Origin of the sequence: Novispirillum itersonii subsp. itersonii ATCC 12639 (assembly GCF_000381985.1) — a bacterium.
Taxonomy (GTDB): domain Bacteria; phylum Pseudomonadota; class Alphaproteobacteria; order Rhodospirillales; family Rhodospirillaceae; genus Novispirillum; species Novispirillum itersonii.
The window spans coordinates 144,420-160,287 of the sequence record NZ_KB907340.1 but is presented as its reverse complement, the minus strand read 5'-3'; the positions used below and the strand labels follow the sequence as shown (position 1 = coordinate 160,287).

General features: G+C 63.6%; 16 protein-coding genes. 10 read left to right on the top strand and 6 right to left on the bottom strand.

All coding sequences use genetic code 11. The features are described 5' to 3' along the window. Positions 1 to 6: 6 nt before the first annotated feature. Positions 7 to 336, bottom strand: coding sequence for a 4a-hydroxytetrahydrobiopterin dehydratase (locus G365_RS0107965; protein WP_019644985.1), 330 nt, complete (start codon positions 334 to 336; stop codon positions 7 to 9). A gap of 206 nt (positions 337 to 542) precedes the next feature. Between G365_RS0107965 and G365_RS0107960 the strand changes: the two genes are divergently transcribed. After that, the gene (locus G365_RS0107960; protein WP_019644984.1) at positions 543 to 950 is read left to right on the top strand and encodes a metallopeptidase family protein; all 408 of its coding nucleotides are present in this window, start codon (positions 543 to 545) and stop codon (positions 948 to 950) included. A 45-nt stretch (positions 951 to 995) separates the two neighbouring features. Continuing rightward, positions 996 to 3,482, top strand: coding sequence for a Lon protease family protein (locus tag G365_RS0107955; protein ID WP_155976189.1), 2,487 nt, complete (start codon positions 996 to 998; stop codon positions 3,480 to 3,482). A gap of 72 nt (positions 3,483 to 3,554) precedes the next feature. On the opposite strand, the gene G365_RS0107950 is transcribed toward G365_RS0107955, so the two are convergent. The 3 genes from G365_RS0107950 to G365_RS0107940 form a co-directional block, all read right to left on the bottom strand. Beyond that, on the bottom strand, positions 3,555 to 4,745 hold the full coding sequence (locus G365_RS0107950; protein WP_019644982.1) for an aminotransferase class I/II-fold pyridoxal phosphate-dependent enzyme: 1,191 nt from the start codon (positions 4,743 to 4,745) through the stop codon (positions 3,555 to 3,557). 101 nt (positions 4,746 to 4,846) lie between these two features. Next, complete coding sequence (locus G365_RS0107945) at positions 4,847 to 5,464, bottom strand: uracil-DNA glycosylase family protein (RefSeq protein ID WP_019644981.1); 618 nt, start codon at positions 5,462 to 5,464, stop codon at positions 4,847 to 4,849. Further along, positions 5,464 to 6,198 carry an NAD-dependent deacylase gene (locus G365_RS0107940; protein WP_019644980.1) on the bottom strand — a complete coding sequence of 245 codons (735 nt, stop codon included), beginning with the start codon at positions 6,196 to 6,198 and terminating at the stop codon, positions 5,464 to 5,466. Before G365_RS0107940 ends, G365_RS0107945 begins: the two co-directional genes overlap by 1 nt. Before the next feature lie 184 nt (positions 6,199 to 6,382). Here G365_RS0107940 and G365_RS0107935 point away from each other — a divergent pair, with 184 nt between their 5' ends. Beyond that, entirely contained in the window at positions 6,383 to 6,880 is a 498-nt protein-coding gene (locus G365_RS0107935) for a low molecular weight protein-tyrosine-phosphatase (RefSeq protein ID WP_019644979.1), read from the top strand. 10 nt (positions 6,881 to 6,890) lie between these two features. Next, positions 6,891 to 7,583 carry a class I SAM-dependent methyltransferase gene (locus G365_RS22815; RefSeq protein WP_019644978.1) on the top strand — a complete coding sequence of 231 codons (693 nt, stop codon included), beginning with the start codon at positions 6,891 to 6,893 and terminating at the stop codon, positions 7,581 to 7,583. Here G365_RS22815 and thpR read toward each other — a convergent pair. Beyond that, complete coding sequence (gene thpR, locus G365_RS20760; protein WP_019644977.1) at positions 7,580 to 8,125, bottom strand: RNA 2',3'-cyclic phosphodiesterase; 546 nt, start codon at positions 8,123 to 8,125, stop codon at positions 7,580 to 7,582. The two genes, G365_RS22815 and thpR, sit on opposite strands and share 4 nt — an antisense overlap. A gap of 4 nt (positions 8,126 to 8,129) precedes the next feature. Beyond that, positions 8,130 to 8,897, bottom strand: coding sequence for an arylesterase (locus G365_RS0107920; protein ID WP_019644976.1), 768 nt, complete (start codon positions 8,895 to 8,897; stop codon positions 8,130 to 8,132). Between G365_RS0107920 and G365_RS0107915 the strand changes: the two genes are divergently transcribed. The 6 genes from G365_RS0107915 to G365_RS0107890 all read left to right on the top strand — a co-directional run bounded on the left by G365_RS0107915 (position 8,896) and on the right by G365_RS0107890 (position 15,833). Continuing rightward, positions 8,896 to 9,684 (top strand): ABC transporter ATP-binding protein, encoded by a 789-nt coding sequence (locus G365_RS0107915; protein ID WP_019644975.1) that lies wholly within the window; start codon positions 8,896 to 8,898, stop codon positions 9,682 to 9,684. The genes G365_RS0107920 and G365_RS0107915 overlap by 2 nt on opposite strands. Then, positions 9,681 to 10,403 (top strand): class I SAM-dependent methyltransferase, encoded by a 723-nt coding sequence (locus tag G365_RS0107910; protein WP_019644974.1) that lies wholly within the window; start codon positions 9,681 to 9,683, stop codon positions 10,401 to 10,403. Before G365_RS0107915 ends, G365_RS0107910 begins: the two co-directional genes overlap by 4 nt. Beyond that, positions 10,403 to 13,030, top strand: a complete 2,628-nt coding sequence (locus tag G365_RS0107905; RefSeq protein WP_019644973.1) for an ABC transporter permease — start codon at positions 10,403 to 10,405, stop codon at positions 13,028 to 13,030. Before G365_RS0107910 ends, G365_RS0107905 begins: the two co-directional genes overlap by 1 nt. Positions 13,031 to 13,177: 147 nt before the next feature. Beyond that, positions 13,178 to 13,924 carry a Bax inhibitor-1/YccA family protein gene (locus tag G365_RS0107900; RefSeq protein WP_019644972.1) on the top strand — a complete coding sequence of 249 codons (747 nt, stop codon included), beginning with the start codon at positions 13,178 to 13,180 and terminating at the stop codon, positions 13,922 to 13,924. Between the two features lie 188 nt (positions 13,925 to 14,112). Next, positions 14,113 to 15,276, top strand: coding sequence for a cyclic nucleotide-binding domain-containing protein (locus tag G365_RS0107895; RefSeq protein ID WP_019644971.1), 1,164 nt, complete (start codon positions 14,113 to 14,115; stop codon positions 15,274 to 15,276). A 110-nt stretch (positions 15,277 to 15,386) separates the two neighbouring features. Beyond that, the gene (locus tag G365_RS0107890) at positions 15,387 to 15,833 is read left to right on the top strand and encodes a V4R domain-containing protein (RefSeq protein WP_019644970.1); all 447 of its coding nucleotides are present in this window, start codon (positions 15,387 to 15,389) and stop codon (positions 15,831 to 15,833) included. The last annotated feature ends 35 nt before the right edge of the window (positions 15,834 to 15,868 follow it).

Sequence of the window (15,868 nt, the reverse complement as noted above, 5' to 3'; positions counted from 1 at the left end):
GACCGGTCAGGAAGCGTCACCCTCACGGGCCAGACGGTCAATGACGGCGGCCAGCTGGATATCCCTTACGGTCAGGGTTTCCGCATCATGGGTGGTCAGTCGGATGGTGACGGTCGCATAGACGTTCTGCCAGTCGGGATGATGATTGATCCGCTCCGCCTCCAGCGCCACCCGTGTCATGAACCCGAAGGCAGCGGAAAAATCGCTGAACCGCAGGCCGCGGCACAGGGTTTTTCCGTCTGAAGACACGGCCCAGAGGGGGAGAATCCGGGGCAGGGCCTCGCGTTCCGCAAGGGTCAGCGGTTGGGGGCAGCTGGCTTTGGTGTCGTTTGCCATTGTATGGACCTCTCTGTCCGGCCGGTCCGCCCCTGCGGTCCTGTGCGTGCGCCGCAGCACGGTCAGCCCTGTGGAAAGGGCTGGAAACTCTGGTGTTTCCTCCCCATCTCCGGGAAGATGACGGATCCGCCCCGTGGCTGCAACGGGGGGATCGGGTGGGGCCTGTCCCGCACCGCCTGATCTGTCTGCCGCTCAGGGAGTTTCGCGTGTCTTCAGCCCCGTCTTTTACTGTCGCCCCGTCTCTGGCCGATATCGATATGATCGCCCGGGATGCGATTTTGACCCTGCCGGCTGAAATTGCCGATCACGTCACCCAGCTGGTGGTGCAGGTCGAGGATTTCCCCGATGCGGAGGTGGAGCGGGAGATGGGGCTTGAAACCCCGTTTGATCTGCTGGGTCTGTATCACGGTATTTCGCTGGCGGAAAAAAGCGTGGGGACGGTTTCCACCCAGCCGGACATGATCTTCCTCTATCGTCGCCCGATCCTCGATTACTGGTGTGAGACCGGCGAGGATCTCGGGCATCTGGTCCGCCATGTGATCATCCATGAAATTGGTCACCACTTCGGTCTGTCCGATGACGATATGGATCGGATTGAGACCAGTATTGCCTGACCGTTGCTCTTTGCTCTGTCCGCCTATGCTCCGCAGGTGCCGCCGATGACCCAGCCGCTTTGCCCCGCCCCGTTACCGACCGACCTTCTGGCCCGCCGGGTTGATCCGGCTCTGGTGCCCTATGAGCGTTCGTCCGAGGCCCCGCCCTTTGACCGGCCAATCGGGCAGGAGCGGGCGATTGAGGCGGTCCGGTTTGCTCTGGGAATGAACGGGCCGGGCTATAACCTGTTCTGCATGGGGCCGGAGGGGACGGGAAAGTCCAGTCTGGTCAGGCGCTATCTGGCGGAGGCCGCCGCCGCCCTGCCGGTGCCGCAGGATTGGGTTTATGTCTATAACTTCTCGGACTCCTACCGTCCGCGGGCCCTGACCCTGCCAGCGGGCCGGGCCCGCCAGTTCGCCCGCGATATGGACGCTCTGGTTGAAGAGCTGCGTCATTCTCTGCCTGCCGCCTTTGAGGCCGATGAGTACCGTCAGCAGCGCAAGGCATTGGAAGAGGCTATTAAGCAGCGGCAGGAACAGGCTCTGGAAGAGCATCGCGGGCGGGCTGAGGCCAAAGGCATCGCGCTGGTCCGCACCCCGATGGGGCTGGCGCTGGCCCCGGAAAAAGAGGGAGAGGTGCTGACGCCGGATGACTTCCATAAGCTTCCGGAGGAGGAACAGCAGCGCCTGAAGGAGGCGATGGGGGAGCTTCAGAAGGGGTTGGAGGAAGCCCTGCGGGAGGCCCCACAGTGGGAGCGGGAGAAGCGGGAAAAAATCCGGGCTCTGGATGCCGACACCGCCGACCGGGTGGTGAAGCTGGAAATTGCCGAGCGTAAGGAGATCTACGCGGACTGCCCGCAGGTGCTGGAATACCTCGATCAGGTGCATGCTGACCTGAAGGACAATGCGAGCCTGTTTCTCACTGATCCGCAGGAGCAGGATCAGCAGGACGGGGTCCCGCCCTATCTGCGCAAGGTCGGTGATGAGGCGCGGTTCCGGCGGTATCGGGTCAATGTGCTGATTGATCACGACGGTGCAACGGTTGCCCCGGTGGTGATGGAGGATCACCCGACCCAGCCTGCCCTGCTGGGGCGGATTGAATACCGTCAGCAGCTGGGGGCCTTGATCACCGATTTCCATCTGATCAAGGCCGGGGCCCTGCACCGGGCCAACGGCGGCTTCCTGATGCTGGAGGCCCGCAAGCTGCTGCAGAATTCGTTCGCGTATGATGATCTCAAGCGGGCCCTGCGGAAGGGGGAGATCCGGATAGAGGTGCCCGGTGGCTCGTGGGGGATGTGGTCAACGCAGGCGATGGAGCCGGAACCGATCCCGTTGCAGGTGAAGGTGGTTCTGATCGGCGAGCCGATGACTTTCTATCTGCTGTCGGAATATGACCCCGACTTCAGCGGTCTGTTCAAGGTGGTGGCGGATTTCAACACCCACATTGACCGTACCCCGGAGACGGTCCGCGATTTCGCTTTGGTTCTGGCCGAAATGGCCCGCCAGAAGGGTACGCTTCCTCTGGGGCGTCTGGCGGCGGCGAAGATCGTCGAATACGGCTCGCGTTTGGCCGAGGATGCGGAGCGGCTGACCACCCATATGGGGGATCTGGCCGACCTGATCCGTGAGGCCGATCATTTCGCCCGTGGCGCCCGGCAGGATCTGATCAACGCCGATCATGTGGCGCAGGCCATTGACGGGCGGCGGCGGCGGTTCGGGCGCATTCCGGCGGCCATTCAGGATGAGATCACGCGTGACATCATCCGCATTGAGACCGATGGTGAGGCAATCGGCGAAATCAATGGGCTGGCGGTACTGGAGGTCGGACCGAATGCCTTTGGCAAGCCCAGCCGGATTTCTGCCCGGGTCCGGGCCGGGCGCGGTGAGGTGATCGATATTGAGCGTCAGGTCGATCTGGGCGGGCCGACCCATTCCAAAGGCGTATTGATCCTGTCCTCATTTCTCGCTCACCGCTTCGGCACCATGGAGCCGCTGCGGCTGACCGCGACGCTGACCTTCGAACAGTCTTATGGGATGGTGGATGGGGACTCCGCCTCCTCGACGGAACTGTATGCCCTGCTGTCGGCTCTGGCCGAGGTCCCGATCCGGCAGTCTCTGGCCGTTACGGGGTCGGTCGATCAGTTTGGGCGGGTACAGGCGATCGGTGGGGTGAACGAAAAGATTGAGGGCTTCTTTGATCTATGCGTCAGCCGGGGACTGACCGGAGAGCAGGGCGTTCTGATCCCGGCCTCGAACGTTGCCCATCTGATGCTGCGCGATGACGTGGTGGAAGCCTGTGCCGATGGGGCGTTCCATATCTGGCCGGTCCGGCACATTGATGAAGGGATCACCCTGTTGACCGGGGTCGCTGCCGGTGAGCAGGAGGAGGACGGCCAGTGGACCAGCGGCAGCGTCAACCGTCGGGTTCAGGCGCGGTTGCGGGCCTTTGCCAGAATCGGGGCGCTGGATGACCACGGCATGGGGGGAGACGAGCCCCCACCGCGCCGTGGTCTGCGGGTGGAGGAGGAGGCCGCCCGCCGCCGCCGCTGGTGACGGGACCGGACAGGTAATGAAAAACGGCGGGACCCGCGCAGGTCCCGCCGTTTATGCTTCAGGTGCCGGTTATCACACCGCTGCGGCGATCCGGGTCAGGATCTTGCGGGTGGTCTCGAGGTCGTGCACCAGCGCCACGCGGATGTAATCGGTGGCGCAGTTGCTGCCATCGGCGCTGGCCTGAGCCAGATAGGCCCCCGGCAGCACTTTGACGCCCGCGTCCTGCCACAGGCGGCGGGTGGCCTGTTCACCGTCCCCGGTCTTCAGCCACAGGAAGAAGCCGCCTGCCGGTTTGACCGCGCCGAAGCGGGGGCCGAGCAGGTCCTGCGCCAGATCCAGCTTCTGTTGATACAGGGTGCGGTTTTCGATGGCGTGGGCCTCATCCCCCCACAGTGCGGTGGCGGCGGCAACGACCGGCAGCGGCATCCCGGCGCAGGCGTAGGAGCGCAGCTTGGCAAAGCGGGCAATCAGGTCCGGGTCCCCGGCAACGAAACCGGACCGCAGGCCGGGCACGCTCGACCGTTTCGACAGGGAGTTGAAGACCAGCACGTTCTTCAGCGAACCGCCGAGGTCACGGCAGGCTTCCAGCGCCCCCGGCGGCGGGGTGTCGGAGTAGATTTCGGAATAGCATTCATCGGCGATCAGTACGAAATCATGCTTCCGGGCCAGCTCGATCATATGTTTCCACTGATCCAGTGTCGCTACGGCGCCCTGTGGGTTGGCCGGAGAGCACAGGGTGACGACGGCGGCGCGGGCCAGAGTTTCTTCCGGCAGGCTGTCGAAATCGGGCAGGAACCCGGTTTCCTCGGTGGCATCGACCAGCACCGGTTCGGCCCCGGCCATCAGGGCCCCGGCATAGTACACCTGATAGAACGGGTTCGGCATGATCGCGGTCGGGCGCTTGCCGTTCTTCAGCTCCGGCACAATGATCTCGTGGATCATGTACAGCCCTTCGCGGGAGCCGGAGACCGGAAGCAGGTGACGGTCGGCCTCGATCATGCCGTCGGGCAGGGTATAGCGGTTGGTCAGCCAGCGGGCCAGCGTCGCCCGGTATTCGGGGGTGCCGTTGACCGGCGGATACTTGCTCCACAGGGCATTGGCGGCGGCCAGCGCCGGGGCGACCAGCGCCGGGACCGGATGTTGCGGTTCACCAATGGAGCAGATCAGCGGATCCTGACCGGGGGTGATCCCCTCCAGCAGGGTGTTCAGACGGGCGAACGGATAGTCGGTCAGAAGATCGGGGCGGCTGTTGAGATGCAGCATGGGGATCACTCACGGCGGACGCTGAGACAAGGAGGGGGAGCGTAGCCGGTTCCCGCAGGTGCCGTCCAGACGGCAGCCGGCCTGCCGATGCCGCCTTTTTGTCATGAGGTCATGACAGAATGTATAGCCCCCCTCACCTGTTGACGCAGAGCCGGCAGGGCCAGCTCTTCAAACCACGGGTTCTTTTTCAGCCAGGCGGTGTTGCGCCAGCTTGGATGCGGCAGCGGAAAGAAGGCGGGTCCGTAGGTCAGCCAGTGGGCGACCGTGGCGGTCATGGTCGGCTGGCGGCGGTTTCCCAGCCACCAGTGCTGGGCATACTGTCCGATCAGCAGGGTCAGCTGAATAGCAGGCAGCGCGGCCCGCATCCGGGCCTGCCACAGCGGGGCGCAGTCAGGGCGCGGCGGGTTGTCCCCGCCTTTCGGGTTGGCACCGGGATAACACAGCCCCATCGGAACGATGGCGACACAGTCCTCGTCATAGAAGAGATCCGGCGGCAGGCCCAGCCACTGACGCAGCCGCGCCCCGGAGGCATCATCCCACGGGATCCCGCTGGCGTGGACCTTCGTCCCCGGTGCCTGTCCGACGATCAGCAATCGGGCAGAGGCGTTGCCGCGCAGAACCGGGCGGGGCCCCAGCGGCAGCACCCCGGTGCAGACCGTACAGGCGCGGGCTGCGGTTTTGACGGATTCTGTGGTTTCTGCTGCAGGGTCGGCGGGCATTACCATCCCGGAATATCCCCGCGCAGAATCCGGTCGACCAGCGCGGGGACCTGTTCGCCCGCCGGACCATAAAGGCCGTCATCGAACAGTCCTGCCCCGTCGCTGGGGGTCAGATTCAGTTCCACCGTATGAGCCAGACCGATATCTGACAGGTGGGAGACAAACCCGGCTGCCGGATAGACAGTGCCGGACGTGCCGATCGACAGAAACAGTCCGCAGTCATCCAGCGCGGCATAGATCCGGTCCATCTCCAGCGGCATTTCACCGAACCACACCACATGTGGCCGCAGGGATCCGCCGTTGCCACAGGCCGGACAGAGGCTTTGGGGTGAGCAGTCCTGATCCCACGGCAGAACCGTTGCGCAGGCGTCGCAGCGTATTTTCCGCAGTTCTCCATGCATTGGGATAATGGCCTGTGAGCCCGCCCGCTGATGCAGGTCATCAATATTCTGGGTTACCAGCAGCACCTCGCCGGGATACTCCTGCTCCAACCGGGCCAGCGCCTGATGGGCGGGATTGGGCTGTACTGCCGGATCGGCCAGCTGTGCCCGCCGGGCATTGTAAAACGCATGGACCCGGGCAGGATCACGCCGGAAACCATCCGGTGTCGCGACATCTTCCAGCCGGACCTGTGACCAGATCCCGCCTGCACAGCGAAAGGTGTCGAGGCCGGACTCGCGGGATATTCCGGCTCCGGTCAGGATGACGATCGACGGTGGGGCTGCGGCGGTCATGGGGGGAGGCCTTCATTGTTTTGCAGACAGAGGAGCATGATATCTGAAGAAAAGGGGTTTTCCGACACAGCCTCTCATGGGACCATGGCATCAGATCACAACGCCGGGGTTTACAGTGCCTGCGACTGACTCTTTTCCTTCATCCGGGGCGACAGCCGCCGGAGCGGACCAGCCGGTCCGGGTTTTGTTTGTCTGCACCGGGAATATCTGCCGGTCACCTTCGGCAGAAGGGTTCTTCCGGGCGCTGGTGGAGCGGGAGGGTCTGTCGGGTGTGATTGAGACCGACTCCGCCGGGACCGGGGCGTGGCACGTGGGCGAACCGCCTGACCGGCGGTCACAGGCGGCGGCCCGGCGGCGCGGGGTGGAGCTGGCGGAACTGCGGGCCAGAAAAGTCGAACTGGCCGACTTCCGGCGGTTTGATCTGATCATTGCCATGGATCAGGGGCATCTGACCGCTCTGCAGCGGATGGTTCCGGCGGAACAGCCGCCGGGAGTGGTGACGCTGTTTCTGAGTTATCTCGACAATCCGCCGATGCTTGATGTGCCAGACCCTTACTATGGTGGGGAAACCGGCTTTGAATACGTTCTCGATCTGATTGAAAACGGTTGCGCCGGACTGCTGAACTATCTCCGGCAGCGCTATCCGCAGGTGGCGGCTGCGTCCGCCGCTGCGTCTTCCTGATGGTCTGCTGATGAAGGAGTCCCGTGATCCGCTCCCGGTGCCTGATCTTCCGCTGGAGGTTGATCTGATCGCCCACAGTTATGGGGCGGCGGTCCGGGCCCGTGGGGCCACCTCGCTGGGGGTGGGGTGGTCAACGGCGGAAGTGCAGATGCTGCGCCTGTCGGTGCTCTGTGATCTGCTGGACGCGGCTGATCCGGCAGCACCGGTGACAGTCCATGATCTTGGCTGTGGCTGGGGGGCGCTGTGGGGGCTGCTGAAAGAGCGCTCAGCTCCGCTGATTTCTCATTATACCGGCTACGACATTACACCGGACATGATTCAGACGGCCCGCCGCACCTACCCGGGGGATGGTCTGCGGGCCCGTTTCGTGGTGTCGGCGACGGCTGAAGAACCCGCCGATTACGGCTTTGTCTCCGGGACCTATAATTTCAGTGACGGAACGGCGGACAGTATCTGGGAACCCTATGTGGAAGAGTCCCTCCGCCATTTTCTGTCACAGTGCCGGAAAGGCATGGCTTTTAACCTGCTCCATCAGCGGCGGCGGACGGAGCGCCCGATGTATTATGCCAACCCGGACCGCTGGCAGCGCTGGCTGGAGGCTGAGGTCGCCGATCGTGGCGGCACCGTCTGGCGTCGGGAGGACTACCTCGAAGACGATTTTACCCTGTTTGTCCGTTTTCCTGATCCGCGGGAGCCGATTTAAGGAGAGAGGGTGAGGGGATACGCGGCGACTTCCTCGTAAAGCGGGCCAGAGCGGCCAAGGTGGCTGCTGAACAGGGTCAGGTGAGTGGGCAGGAAGGTCCCGCCGGGCCAGTCGGTATTGGCGGCCACCACCTGCTCCACACGGCCGGATGCCGGGGGCGAAAACCGGGCCAGCGTCACATGAGGATGATAGCGTTCCTGGCTGGCGGGCAGCCCTGCCTGCTGGCAGATCGTTTCGCAGCGGTCATGCAGGGCGAGAAGGGCCGGGGTCGGGAGAACGGCGATATACAGCGCCCGGACCCCGCGTCGGTTTCCGAACGCCCCGAAGCCATGCAGGGTCAGGGGGCCGCCGGGCAAACGGGACTGGCGCAACAGGCCGTCAAGATCATCCGCCACGTCTTCCTGTACCTCGCCGATGAAGCGCAGGGTGATATGGGCATCCGCTGGATGGATCCAGCGGGCCTCCGGGAGTCCGTTCAGGACGGTGGCGATCCGGTCGCGTAACGGGGCAGGCAGGGCCAGACCAAGGAACAGGCGCACCATGGCATCAGGACTTGCCGCGCTGGTCGATCACGTCCTGTACGGCCTTTTCGACATCCGGCAGCAGGCGGCGGGCGATTTCCTCGGTGCCTTTTTCTGTCGGGTGCATGCCATCCTTCTGCAGCAGGGCCGGATTTCCGGCCACTCCCTCCAGAAAGAAGGGGTAAAGCTGCACCCCGAACTCAGCCGCCAGTTCGGGGTAAATGCCGTTGAACTCGGTCATATCGTCTTTGGAATAGACGTTGGGCGGGGCCAGCATGCCAGTCAGGAGAATGCCGATTTTGGCATCCTGCAGCGTCTGGATGATGGCGATCAGGTTCAGTCGGGTATCGTCCGGCGACAGACCGCGCAGGGCGTCGTTGGCCCCGAGTTCAATGATCACCAGATCCGGCCGGTCCGTCAGCATCCAGTCCAGCCGGGCCAGCCCCCCGGCAGAGGTATCGCCGGAGAGGCCCCCGTTGGTCATTGCGACGGTCAAATGGTTGTCACGGATCACCGGGGAGGTTGCCAGAAGGCGGGCCAGATGATCAGGCACGGACTGGCCGTTGGGCAGATTATAGCCTGCGGTCAGACTGTCGCCGAGGGCCAGAATTTTAAGGGTCGGTGACGGTTTTCCCGTGGCGGTCGCCCCCCCGGCAGATTGCGCCTGTGCGCCGGGAAGACAGAAGATCAGTACATTGACAATGGCGAAAGCCGCCGCATATGCCCACAGAGCCTGCCGCCGCAGGCGTTCCGTAATCCGAGAAGGCCACTGCCAGGGCCGCAGGAGCGTCATGTCTGATCTTTCCTTTCCAATGACCAACCGGGTGACACAGGTGTCTCCGGCCCCTGACTATAGGGTCGAGATGGCGGCGGTGGAAGTGACCCTGAGCGGTGTTTCCGGTACGGTCGATATTCTCCGGGGCGTTGACCTGACGGTCCGGACCGGCGAGGCAGTGGGGATTATCGGTCCTTCCGGGTCGGGCAAAAGTACGCTGCTGATGGTGATGGCGGGTCTGGAGCAGGCCACCGCCGGGCAGGTCCGCGTCTGTGGCGCGGATTTTACTGTGATGGGGGAAGATGCGCTGGCGGTGTTCCGGCGTGACCATGTCGGGGTGGTGTTCCAGTCGTTTCATCTGATCCCGACCATGACCGCGCTGGAAAACGTTGCAGTGCCGCTGGAGCTGGCCGGGCACCGGGATTCCTTCGACCGGGCTGAGGCCGAGCTGCGGTCGGTCGGTCTGGGGCACCGGCTGCACCACTATCCGCCGCATCTGTCCGGCGGGGAACAGCAGCGGGTGGCGCTGGCCCGGGCCTTTGCCCCCCGTCCGGCCCTGCTGCTGGCGGATGAGCCGACAGGAAATCTTGACGGCACAACCGGTACGGCGATCATGGATCTGCTGTTCGACCGTCGGGCGGCAGCCGGATCGACGCTGGTGCTGATCACCCACGATCCGGCGCTGGCGGCCCGCTGTGACCGGGTGGTCCGGGTACAGGATGGCCGGATTGTTCCGGATCCGGCGGCTGTTGCCCCGGCGGTGATGAGCGGCGTCCCTTCCGTCCCCTCAGGATTGCCCGCATGACTGCTGACACCACCGCCCCGCGCCGCGATACCTTTCATGCTGACCGCGCCCGCCGCTACGACGAGACCATCCGCCGGGTGCTGCCGGGGTATGACACCCTGCATGCTCTGTCGGCGGTGATGCTGGAGACCGCCGGGGCCGGGGCCGCTGCCCGGGTGTTGGTGACCGGGGCGGGGACCGGAACCGAACTGGATGTGATGGCCCGCCGGAATCCCGGCTGGCATCTGGTGGCCTGTGATCCGGCGGAAGGGATGCTCGCCGTGGCCCGGACCCGGCTGGAAGAAGCCGGTCTTGATCAGCAGGTCAGCCTGCATGTCGGGATTACCGACAGTCTGCCGCCGCAGGCCCCGTTTGATGCCGCCACCTGTCTGCTGGTGCTGCATTTTCTGCCTGATGATGGCAGTAAGCTGGCCCTGTTGCAGTCCATGGCCCGCCGCCTGCGGCCGGGGGCTCCGCTGGTGATCGCTGATATGGCGGAAGATCCGGGCAGCCCGCGGTTCCGGCACCTTCTGACAGCCTGGACCCACTGGCAGGAAGAGGCCGGTATTGACCGGCAGGAAATCGAAAAAGGCCTGCGCCATATCGAGCGCGATATTCATTTCGTCCCGGAGTCCCGGTTTTCCGCCTTGCTGACGGAGGCTGGATTTACCCCGCCTGAGCGGTTTTTCGGCGGGCTGCTGTTTACCGGATATCTCTGCCACCGCACGCTGGAAACCTGATGACACCGTCGCCGCACCCCGTTCCGCACCCCGTTCCGTCCCCCGTTCTCCAGCCGCCGGGCTGGGGCCTTGCATGGCGCCTTGCATGGCGTGACCTGCGTGGCGGTCTGGCTGCCAATCTGCGCGGTCTGTGGGTGCTGATTGCCTGTCTGGCGCTGGGCGTCTTTGCGATTGCCGCCGCAGGGTCCCTGCGGGCGGCAGTGGAGGCGGGGATGACCCGCGATGCCACTGTTCTGCTGGGGGGCGACATTGATATCCGCATGACCTACCGGGTGCTGGATAACGCACAGCGCGAGGCCCTGAGCCGTCATGGTCGCCTGACTGACCTGCGGGAATTCCGAACCACGGTTCGCAGTGGCGCCGGGGATGTCGAGCAGCGGGCGTTCAGCGAACTGAAGGCGGTCGATCCGGCAACTTACCCGTTGTATGGCACGGTGCAGCTGGACCCGCCGTTGTCGCTGGCCGAAGCCCTGCGGACGGAAACCCGGGCTGACGGCAGTGTTCTGACAGGCGCGGTTGCCGAAAAAGGCCTTCTGGACCGCCTTGGGGTTGAGGCTGGCAGCGAGGTGATGGTGGGGGAGGCGCGGGTGCTGATCCGTGCCGTTCTGGTGAAGGAGCCTGACCGGGTGGCGTCCGTGATGGCCTTTGGCCCGCGTCTTCTGGTTGGTCCCGGCACCATTGAGGCCTCCGGCCTTGATTTGCCGGGGGCGCTGATCCGCAATGTCACCAAGCTGCGGATCGAGGACGGCTCGGCTGTGCCAGCCTTGATTGCGGATCTCAATGCCCGCTTCCCTGAAGCTGGGTGGGATCTGCGCGGGGTGGATGCTGCAGCCCCCGGACTTGATCGGTTTCTGGGGAATATCACGCTGTTCCTGACCTTGGTCGGTCTGACCGCGCTGCTCAGCGGCGGGGTTGGTGTGGCCAATGCGGTGACGGCATTCATGGACAGCCGCCGTCAGACGGTGGCGATCTTTAAAACCCTTGGGGCATCGGGGTCTCTGGTGTTCCGGATCAGTCTGCTACAGATCCTGACTCTGGCATCGATTGGTATCGGTATCGGTCTGCTGGCGGGGGCGGTTCTGCCGTGGGGGTTAGGGACGGTGCTGGCTGATCTGCTGCCGACTCAGATGGCACTCGGGCTTTACCCCTTGCCGCTGATCACTGCCGGGGCTTTTGGCATTCTGGTGACGCTGGTGTTCGGGCTGTGGCCACTGGCGCAGGCATACCGCGTGCCGGCGACAGCGTTATTCCGGTCTTTACTGGCCCCGGCGTCGGGCTGGCCCCGAGGGCGGTTTGCCATCGGGATTCTGTTGGCGGTTCTGGCGCTGGTGGCGGTGACGGTTCTGACAGCAGACCGGAAGGATATTGCTGCCGGGTTTGTGGTGGCTGCTGTGCTGGCGGTTGGGGTGTTTCGCGGGATGGCCGCGTTGGTGATGGGTCTGGCGCGGCGCTCTGTCACCAAAGGAGTGGTGGTTCGGAACCGGCCGGTGCTGCGGCTGGCCCTGACCAATCTTTACCGTCCGGGGGCCTCGACGGCCCCGGTGGTGCTGTCGCTGGGGCTCGGTGTTTCGGTGCTGGTGGCGTCAGTGCTGATTCAGGCCAATCTGACCCGACAGGTGCAGGAGCGCCTGCCGGAAACGGCCCCGGCCTATTACTTTATCGACATTCAGCCGCGCCAGCTGGAGACGTTCCGGCAGGCGGTCGCCTCCGTACCGCAGGCACAGGTTCTGGGGGCGGCGGATATGACCCGGGGCCGTGTCGTACGGCTGAAAGATCAGCCGGTGACGGCAGAGAGTGTCAGTAAAGAATCGGAATGGGCCGTCCGTGGGGAACGGGCCCTGACCTCAGCGGCACAGGCCCCGGCTGATGCGGTCATTGTGGATGGCGCATGGTGGGCGGCGGACCACGCTGGCCCGCCGATGGTTTCCGTGACCGCTGATCTGGCCAAGGGGTTGGGGGTGACCGTCGGTGACCGCATCACCCTGAATGTGCTGGGGCGGGATATTACCGCCACGGTGGCCAACCTGCGTCAGGTTGACTGGTCGTCGCTGTCCTTGAATTTTGCTTTCATTATTTCTCCTGATGCCCTGAAAGGCGCCCCCCGGACCTGGATTGCGACGGTGGCGGCCCCGCCCGCAGACGAGCTGGCGGTGGAGAGGGCTGTGGGGAAGGCTCTGCGCAATGTGTCGGCCATTCCGGTCCGGCAGGCATTGCAGGCTGTGGAGCAGGTGATGGGGGCGGCGGCACAGGCTGTCTGGGTGACCACGGCGCTGACGGTTCTGGCCGGGGTTCTGGTGCTGGCGTCCGCGATTGCCGCCGGGCACCGTCGCCGGGTCTATGATGCGGTGGTTCTGAAGGTCCTCGGGGCCCCCCGCATGCTGTTGGCCCGGGCGTGGCTGCTGGAATATGGGCTGATCGGTGGGGCGACCGCCCTGCTGGCGGCTGCCGTCGGGACCGGGGCGGCATGGGTGATTGTCACCAGAGTGATGAAACTGCCGTGGGAATCGATGCCCGGCCTGACGGCGACAGTCAGTCTGGCCTGTATTGTCCTGACCCTGACCGGGGGGGCACTGGGTACCCTGCGGGCGCTGTCGGAGAAGGCGGGCCGGGTCCTGCGGGCGGAATAATCGTTTTCCGCCCACGTGCAAACTGTTGGTGGTCTGACGGCATGCCGCCGGGGCAGGCAGATTCTTTTGTCTGCCCCATTGCAGAGCGTGAATTTCATGCCATATTGAATCACACCATCGCTCTTTCGCGAAAACAGAGAGGACACTATGGCTTTCGAAGACCGTTCCACCTGGACCCAGGCGCGTTCGGCCGCCGAAGCGGTTCAGATTGATGAAGGCCTGCGCGCGTATATGCTGCGGGTCTACAACTACATGGCCTCGGGCGTGCTGCTGACCGGTATCGTCTCGTGGCTGGTCGCCAACACCGGCCTGAGCAAGGTGTTTTACACCGTTGCCGCCAATGGCAAGACCCAGCCGGGTCTGCTGATGTGGGTTGCCCTGTTTGCCTCGCTGGGCATGGTGTTCTTCCTGTCCTTCCGGGTTGCCAAGATGCAGGCGGCGACGGCGCAGGCTCTGTTCTGGCTGTATGCCGGTCTGAACGGTGTGTGGCTGTCCACCATCTTCCTGACCTATACCGACACCTCCATCGTCCGGGTGTTCTTCATCACCTCTGCCGCGTTTGCCGGTCTCAGCCTGTACGGCTATACCACCAAGCGCAGTCTGGATGGTCTGGGCTCCTTCCTGATGATGGGCCTGATCGGGATGCTGATCGCCAGCGTGGTCAACATCTTCCTGCAGAGCAGCATGATGGACTGGATCCTGTCTGCGGTGGGTGTGCTGGTGTTTGCCGGTCTGACCGCCTATGACACCCAGAAGATCAAGGAAATGTATTTTGAGGCTGATGGTGCCGATGTTGCCTCCAAGAAGGCGATCATGGGTGCGCTGACTCTGTACCTCGATTTCATCAACCTGTTCCTGATGCTGCTGCGCTTCTTCGGTCAGAGCCGCGAATGATCCCGGCACCGCAAGAGGCGAAGGCTTAGCTTTTTGCATCTTAATGCTTCGCGCAGGGCCCCGGACTGGGGCCCTGTTGCGCTTTATGGGGGCAGATTTGTTTGCCCATGATGTTTCTCGGTGGCCCTTTTTTCGGTTCAGGGTAATGATGTTTTCTTCCCCCTCCCGCTGTTTCTGGCTCCCCCGATATGTCTGACAGTCTGTCCTCCTCCCTGTCCCTGACCGTGACCGAAGCGGTGAATGCCGCCGAGCGGGATGAGATCTTCCGCTTCCGCTACGACATCTACGTCCGCGAGATGGGAAAGCTTGGAATGGTGGAGGCTGACCATGCCAACGGTCTGCTGCGGGATGTCGAGGATGCGGAGGCCCGCCTTTACATTGCCCGTTCAACCGGAAAAATTGCCGGCACCCTGCGTGTTCTGTCCGGTGAGAACGGCATCCCGGCCCGCTTTGCTCAGATGCCGGATTTTCAGCGGTTCCGGGCCTTCAGGCCGGAGGAGCTGTCCTTCAGTGCCCGCCTGATGGTTGCCCCGGGCCTGCGCGGAACCCCGGCCCTGAATGCTCTGGTGGCCTGCGCCTATGGCGATGGCCTCAACCGGGGCACCCAGTTTGATTTCTGCACCTGTGCCCCAGGTCTGGTCGATCTGTATGAGCATCTGGGCTACCGCCGGTTTACCACCAACGTGGTTGATCCGGTGATTGGGTATCAGGTGCCGTTGGTGCTGGTGCTGCGGGATACCGAACATCTGGAGGCGATCCGCTCCCCCCTGCTGCGGATTCTGCGCCATCACCGTAACGCCGGGGATGGCGGCCCGGTGGCGGAATGGCTGCGCCAGACGTTCCCGGTGAAATCGGTGGTCCGTGACTGGGTCGAGGATGAGGATCTTTACTGGCGCTTCCTGACAGAAAAAGTCTGGAACAGCGCTGCCGGGCAGGCTTCAATCCTGACCGATCTGGATGAAGACGAGCAGAAGCGCCTGTTCCGGAGCGGGACAGTTCTCGACTGTCGCCGGGGGGATCGCATCATCACCACCGGGACGGTGGGGAAAGAGGTATTCGTGGTGTTGTCCGGTCTGGTGGAGGTCCGGTTGCCGGGGCAGGAGGCCCCTCTGGCGGTGCTGGATACCGGGCAGGTGTTTGGCGAGATTGCCTTTTTGGCCGATACGACCCGGTCCGCTGATGTGCTTGCGGTTTCTGATGCCCGTGTTCTGGCTCTTAGTCAGAACTTCCTGCGCCGCCTGATGCGGACCTCGCCGACGATGGCGTCAAAGTTGCTGTTCAATCTGTCGCGGATGCTGTGTGAGCGTCTGGTGACCAGCAACCGGCATCGCACGCAGGAGAATGGCCTATAGTTGACTGTCCTTGTCGGCCATCAAGGGCGGCGGACCTGAAATTTGCGATTTTCAGCCATTCCAAAGTGGCGGGTAGATATGACCGCCCGATGTGACAAGGAATTGGCAGAATGACCGCGTTTACCTTTGACGATATGCGCAAAATTGACCGGAAGACGCTGGGGGGCGATGTGCCGCTGGAGCTTTTCCGCACCATCCGGCTGATCGGGTTGCATCAGGGGCTGCCAATGGGGGGCAAAGCCACCACCCTCACGGTTGGCCGCAAGATTGGTGACAGCCTGCCGGTAAGATCCCTCGACGATATCCTTAAGATCTTTGTCGACCTTAAAATCGGTATGCCGAAAGTGGTGCATCAGGACGAAACCCTGATCCGGGTGGTGGTTGAAGACTGTTTCTGTGACGGCCTTCCGGCCAGCGGGACATCGGTCTGTGATCTGGAAGGGGCGATTCTTGAAGGGGCGGTTGCAAAAGTGACTGGCAAAAGTGTCCGTGTGCGCGAGACCAAGTGCAATGTCGCCGGGCATGAGCATTGTGAGTACGAGGTCCGGCTGGGATAACCAGTCCGGTGTGCCAAAACAGGATGTGCCGAAAA

Excerpts from the sequence above, each read along its gene's own strand:
- G365_RS0107955 (WP_155976189.1), top strand. The coding sequence starts at position 996 with ATGACCCAGCCGCTTTGCCCCGCCCCGTTACCGACCGACCTTCTGGCC.
- G365_RS22815 (WP_019644978.1), top strand. The coding sequence starts at position 6,891 with ATGAAGGAGTCCCGTGATCCGCTCCCGGTGCCTGATCTTCCGCTGGAG.
- G365_RS0107910 (WP_019644974.1), top strand. The coding sequence starts at position 9,681 with ATGACTGCTGACACCACCGCCCCGCGCCGCGATACCTTTCATGCTGAC.
- G365_RS0107945 (WP_019644981.1), bottom strand. The coding sequence starts at position 5,464 with ATGCCCGCCGACCCTGCAGCAGAAACCACAGAATCCGTCAAAACCGCA.
- G365_RS0107940 (WP_019644980.1), bottom strand. The coding sequence starts at position 6,198 with ATGACCGCCGCAGCCCCACCGTCGATCGTCATCCTGACCGGAGCCGGA.
- G365_RS0107965 (WP_019644985.1), bottom strand. The coding sequence starts at position 336 with ATGGCAAACGACACCAAAGCCAGCTGCCCCCAACCGCTGACCCTTGCG.
- G365_RS0107950 (WP_019644982.1), bottom strand. The coding sequence starts at position 4,745 with ATGCTGCATCTCAACAGCCGCCCCGATCTTCTGACCGACTATCCGTTC.
- G365_RS0107915 (WP_019644975.1), top strand. The coding sequence starts at position 8,896 with ATGTCTGATCTTTCCTTTCCAATGACCAACCGGGTGACACAGGTGTCT.
- G365_RS0107890 (WP_019644970.1), top strand. The coding sequence starts at position 15,387 with ATGACCGCGTTTACCTTTGACGATATGCGCAAAATTGACCGGAAGACG.
- G365_RS0107920 (WP_019644976.1), bottom strand. The coding sequence starts at position 8,897 with ATGACGCTCCTGCGGCCCTGGCAGTGGCCTTCTCGGATTACGGAACGC.
- G365_RS0107900 (WP_019644972.1), top strand. The coding sequence starts at position 13,178 with ATGGCTTTCGAAGACCGTTCCACCTGGACCCAGGCGCGTTCGGCCGCC.
- thpR (WP_019644977.1), bottom strand. The coding sequence starts at position 8,125 with ATGGTGCGCCTGTTCCTTGGTCTGGCCCTGCCTGCCCCGTTACGCGAC.
- G365_RS0107895 (WP_019644971.1), top strand. The coding sequence starts at position 14,113 with ATGTCTGACAGTCTGTCCTCCTCCCTGTCCCTGACCGTGACCGAAGCG.
- G365_RS0107905 (WP_019644973.1), top strand. The coding sequence starts at position 10,403 with ATGACACCGTCGCCGCACCCCGTTCCGCACCCCGTTCCGTCCCCCGTT.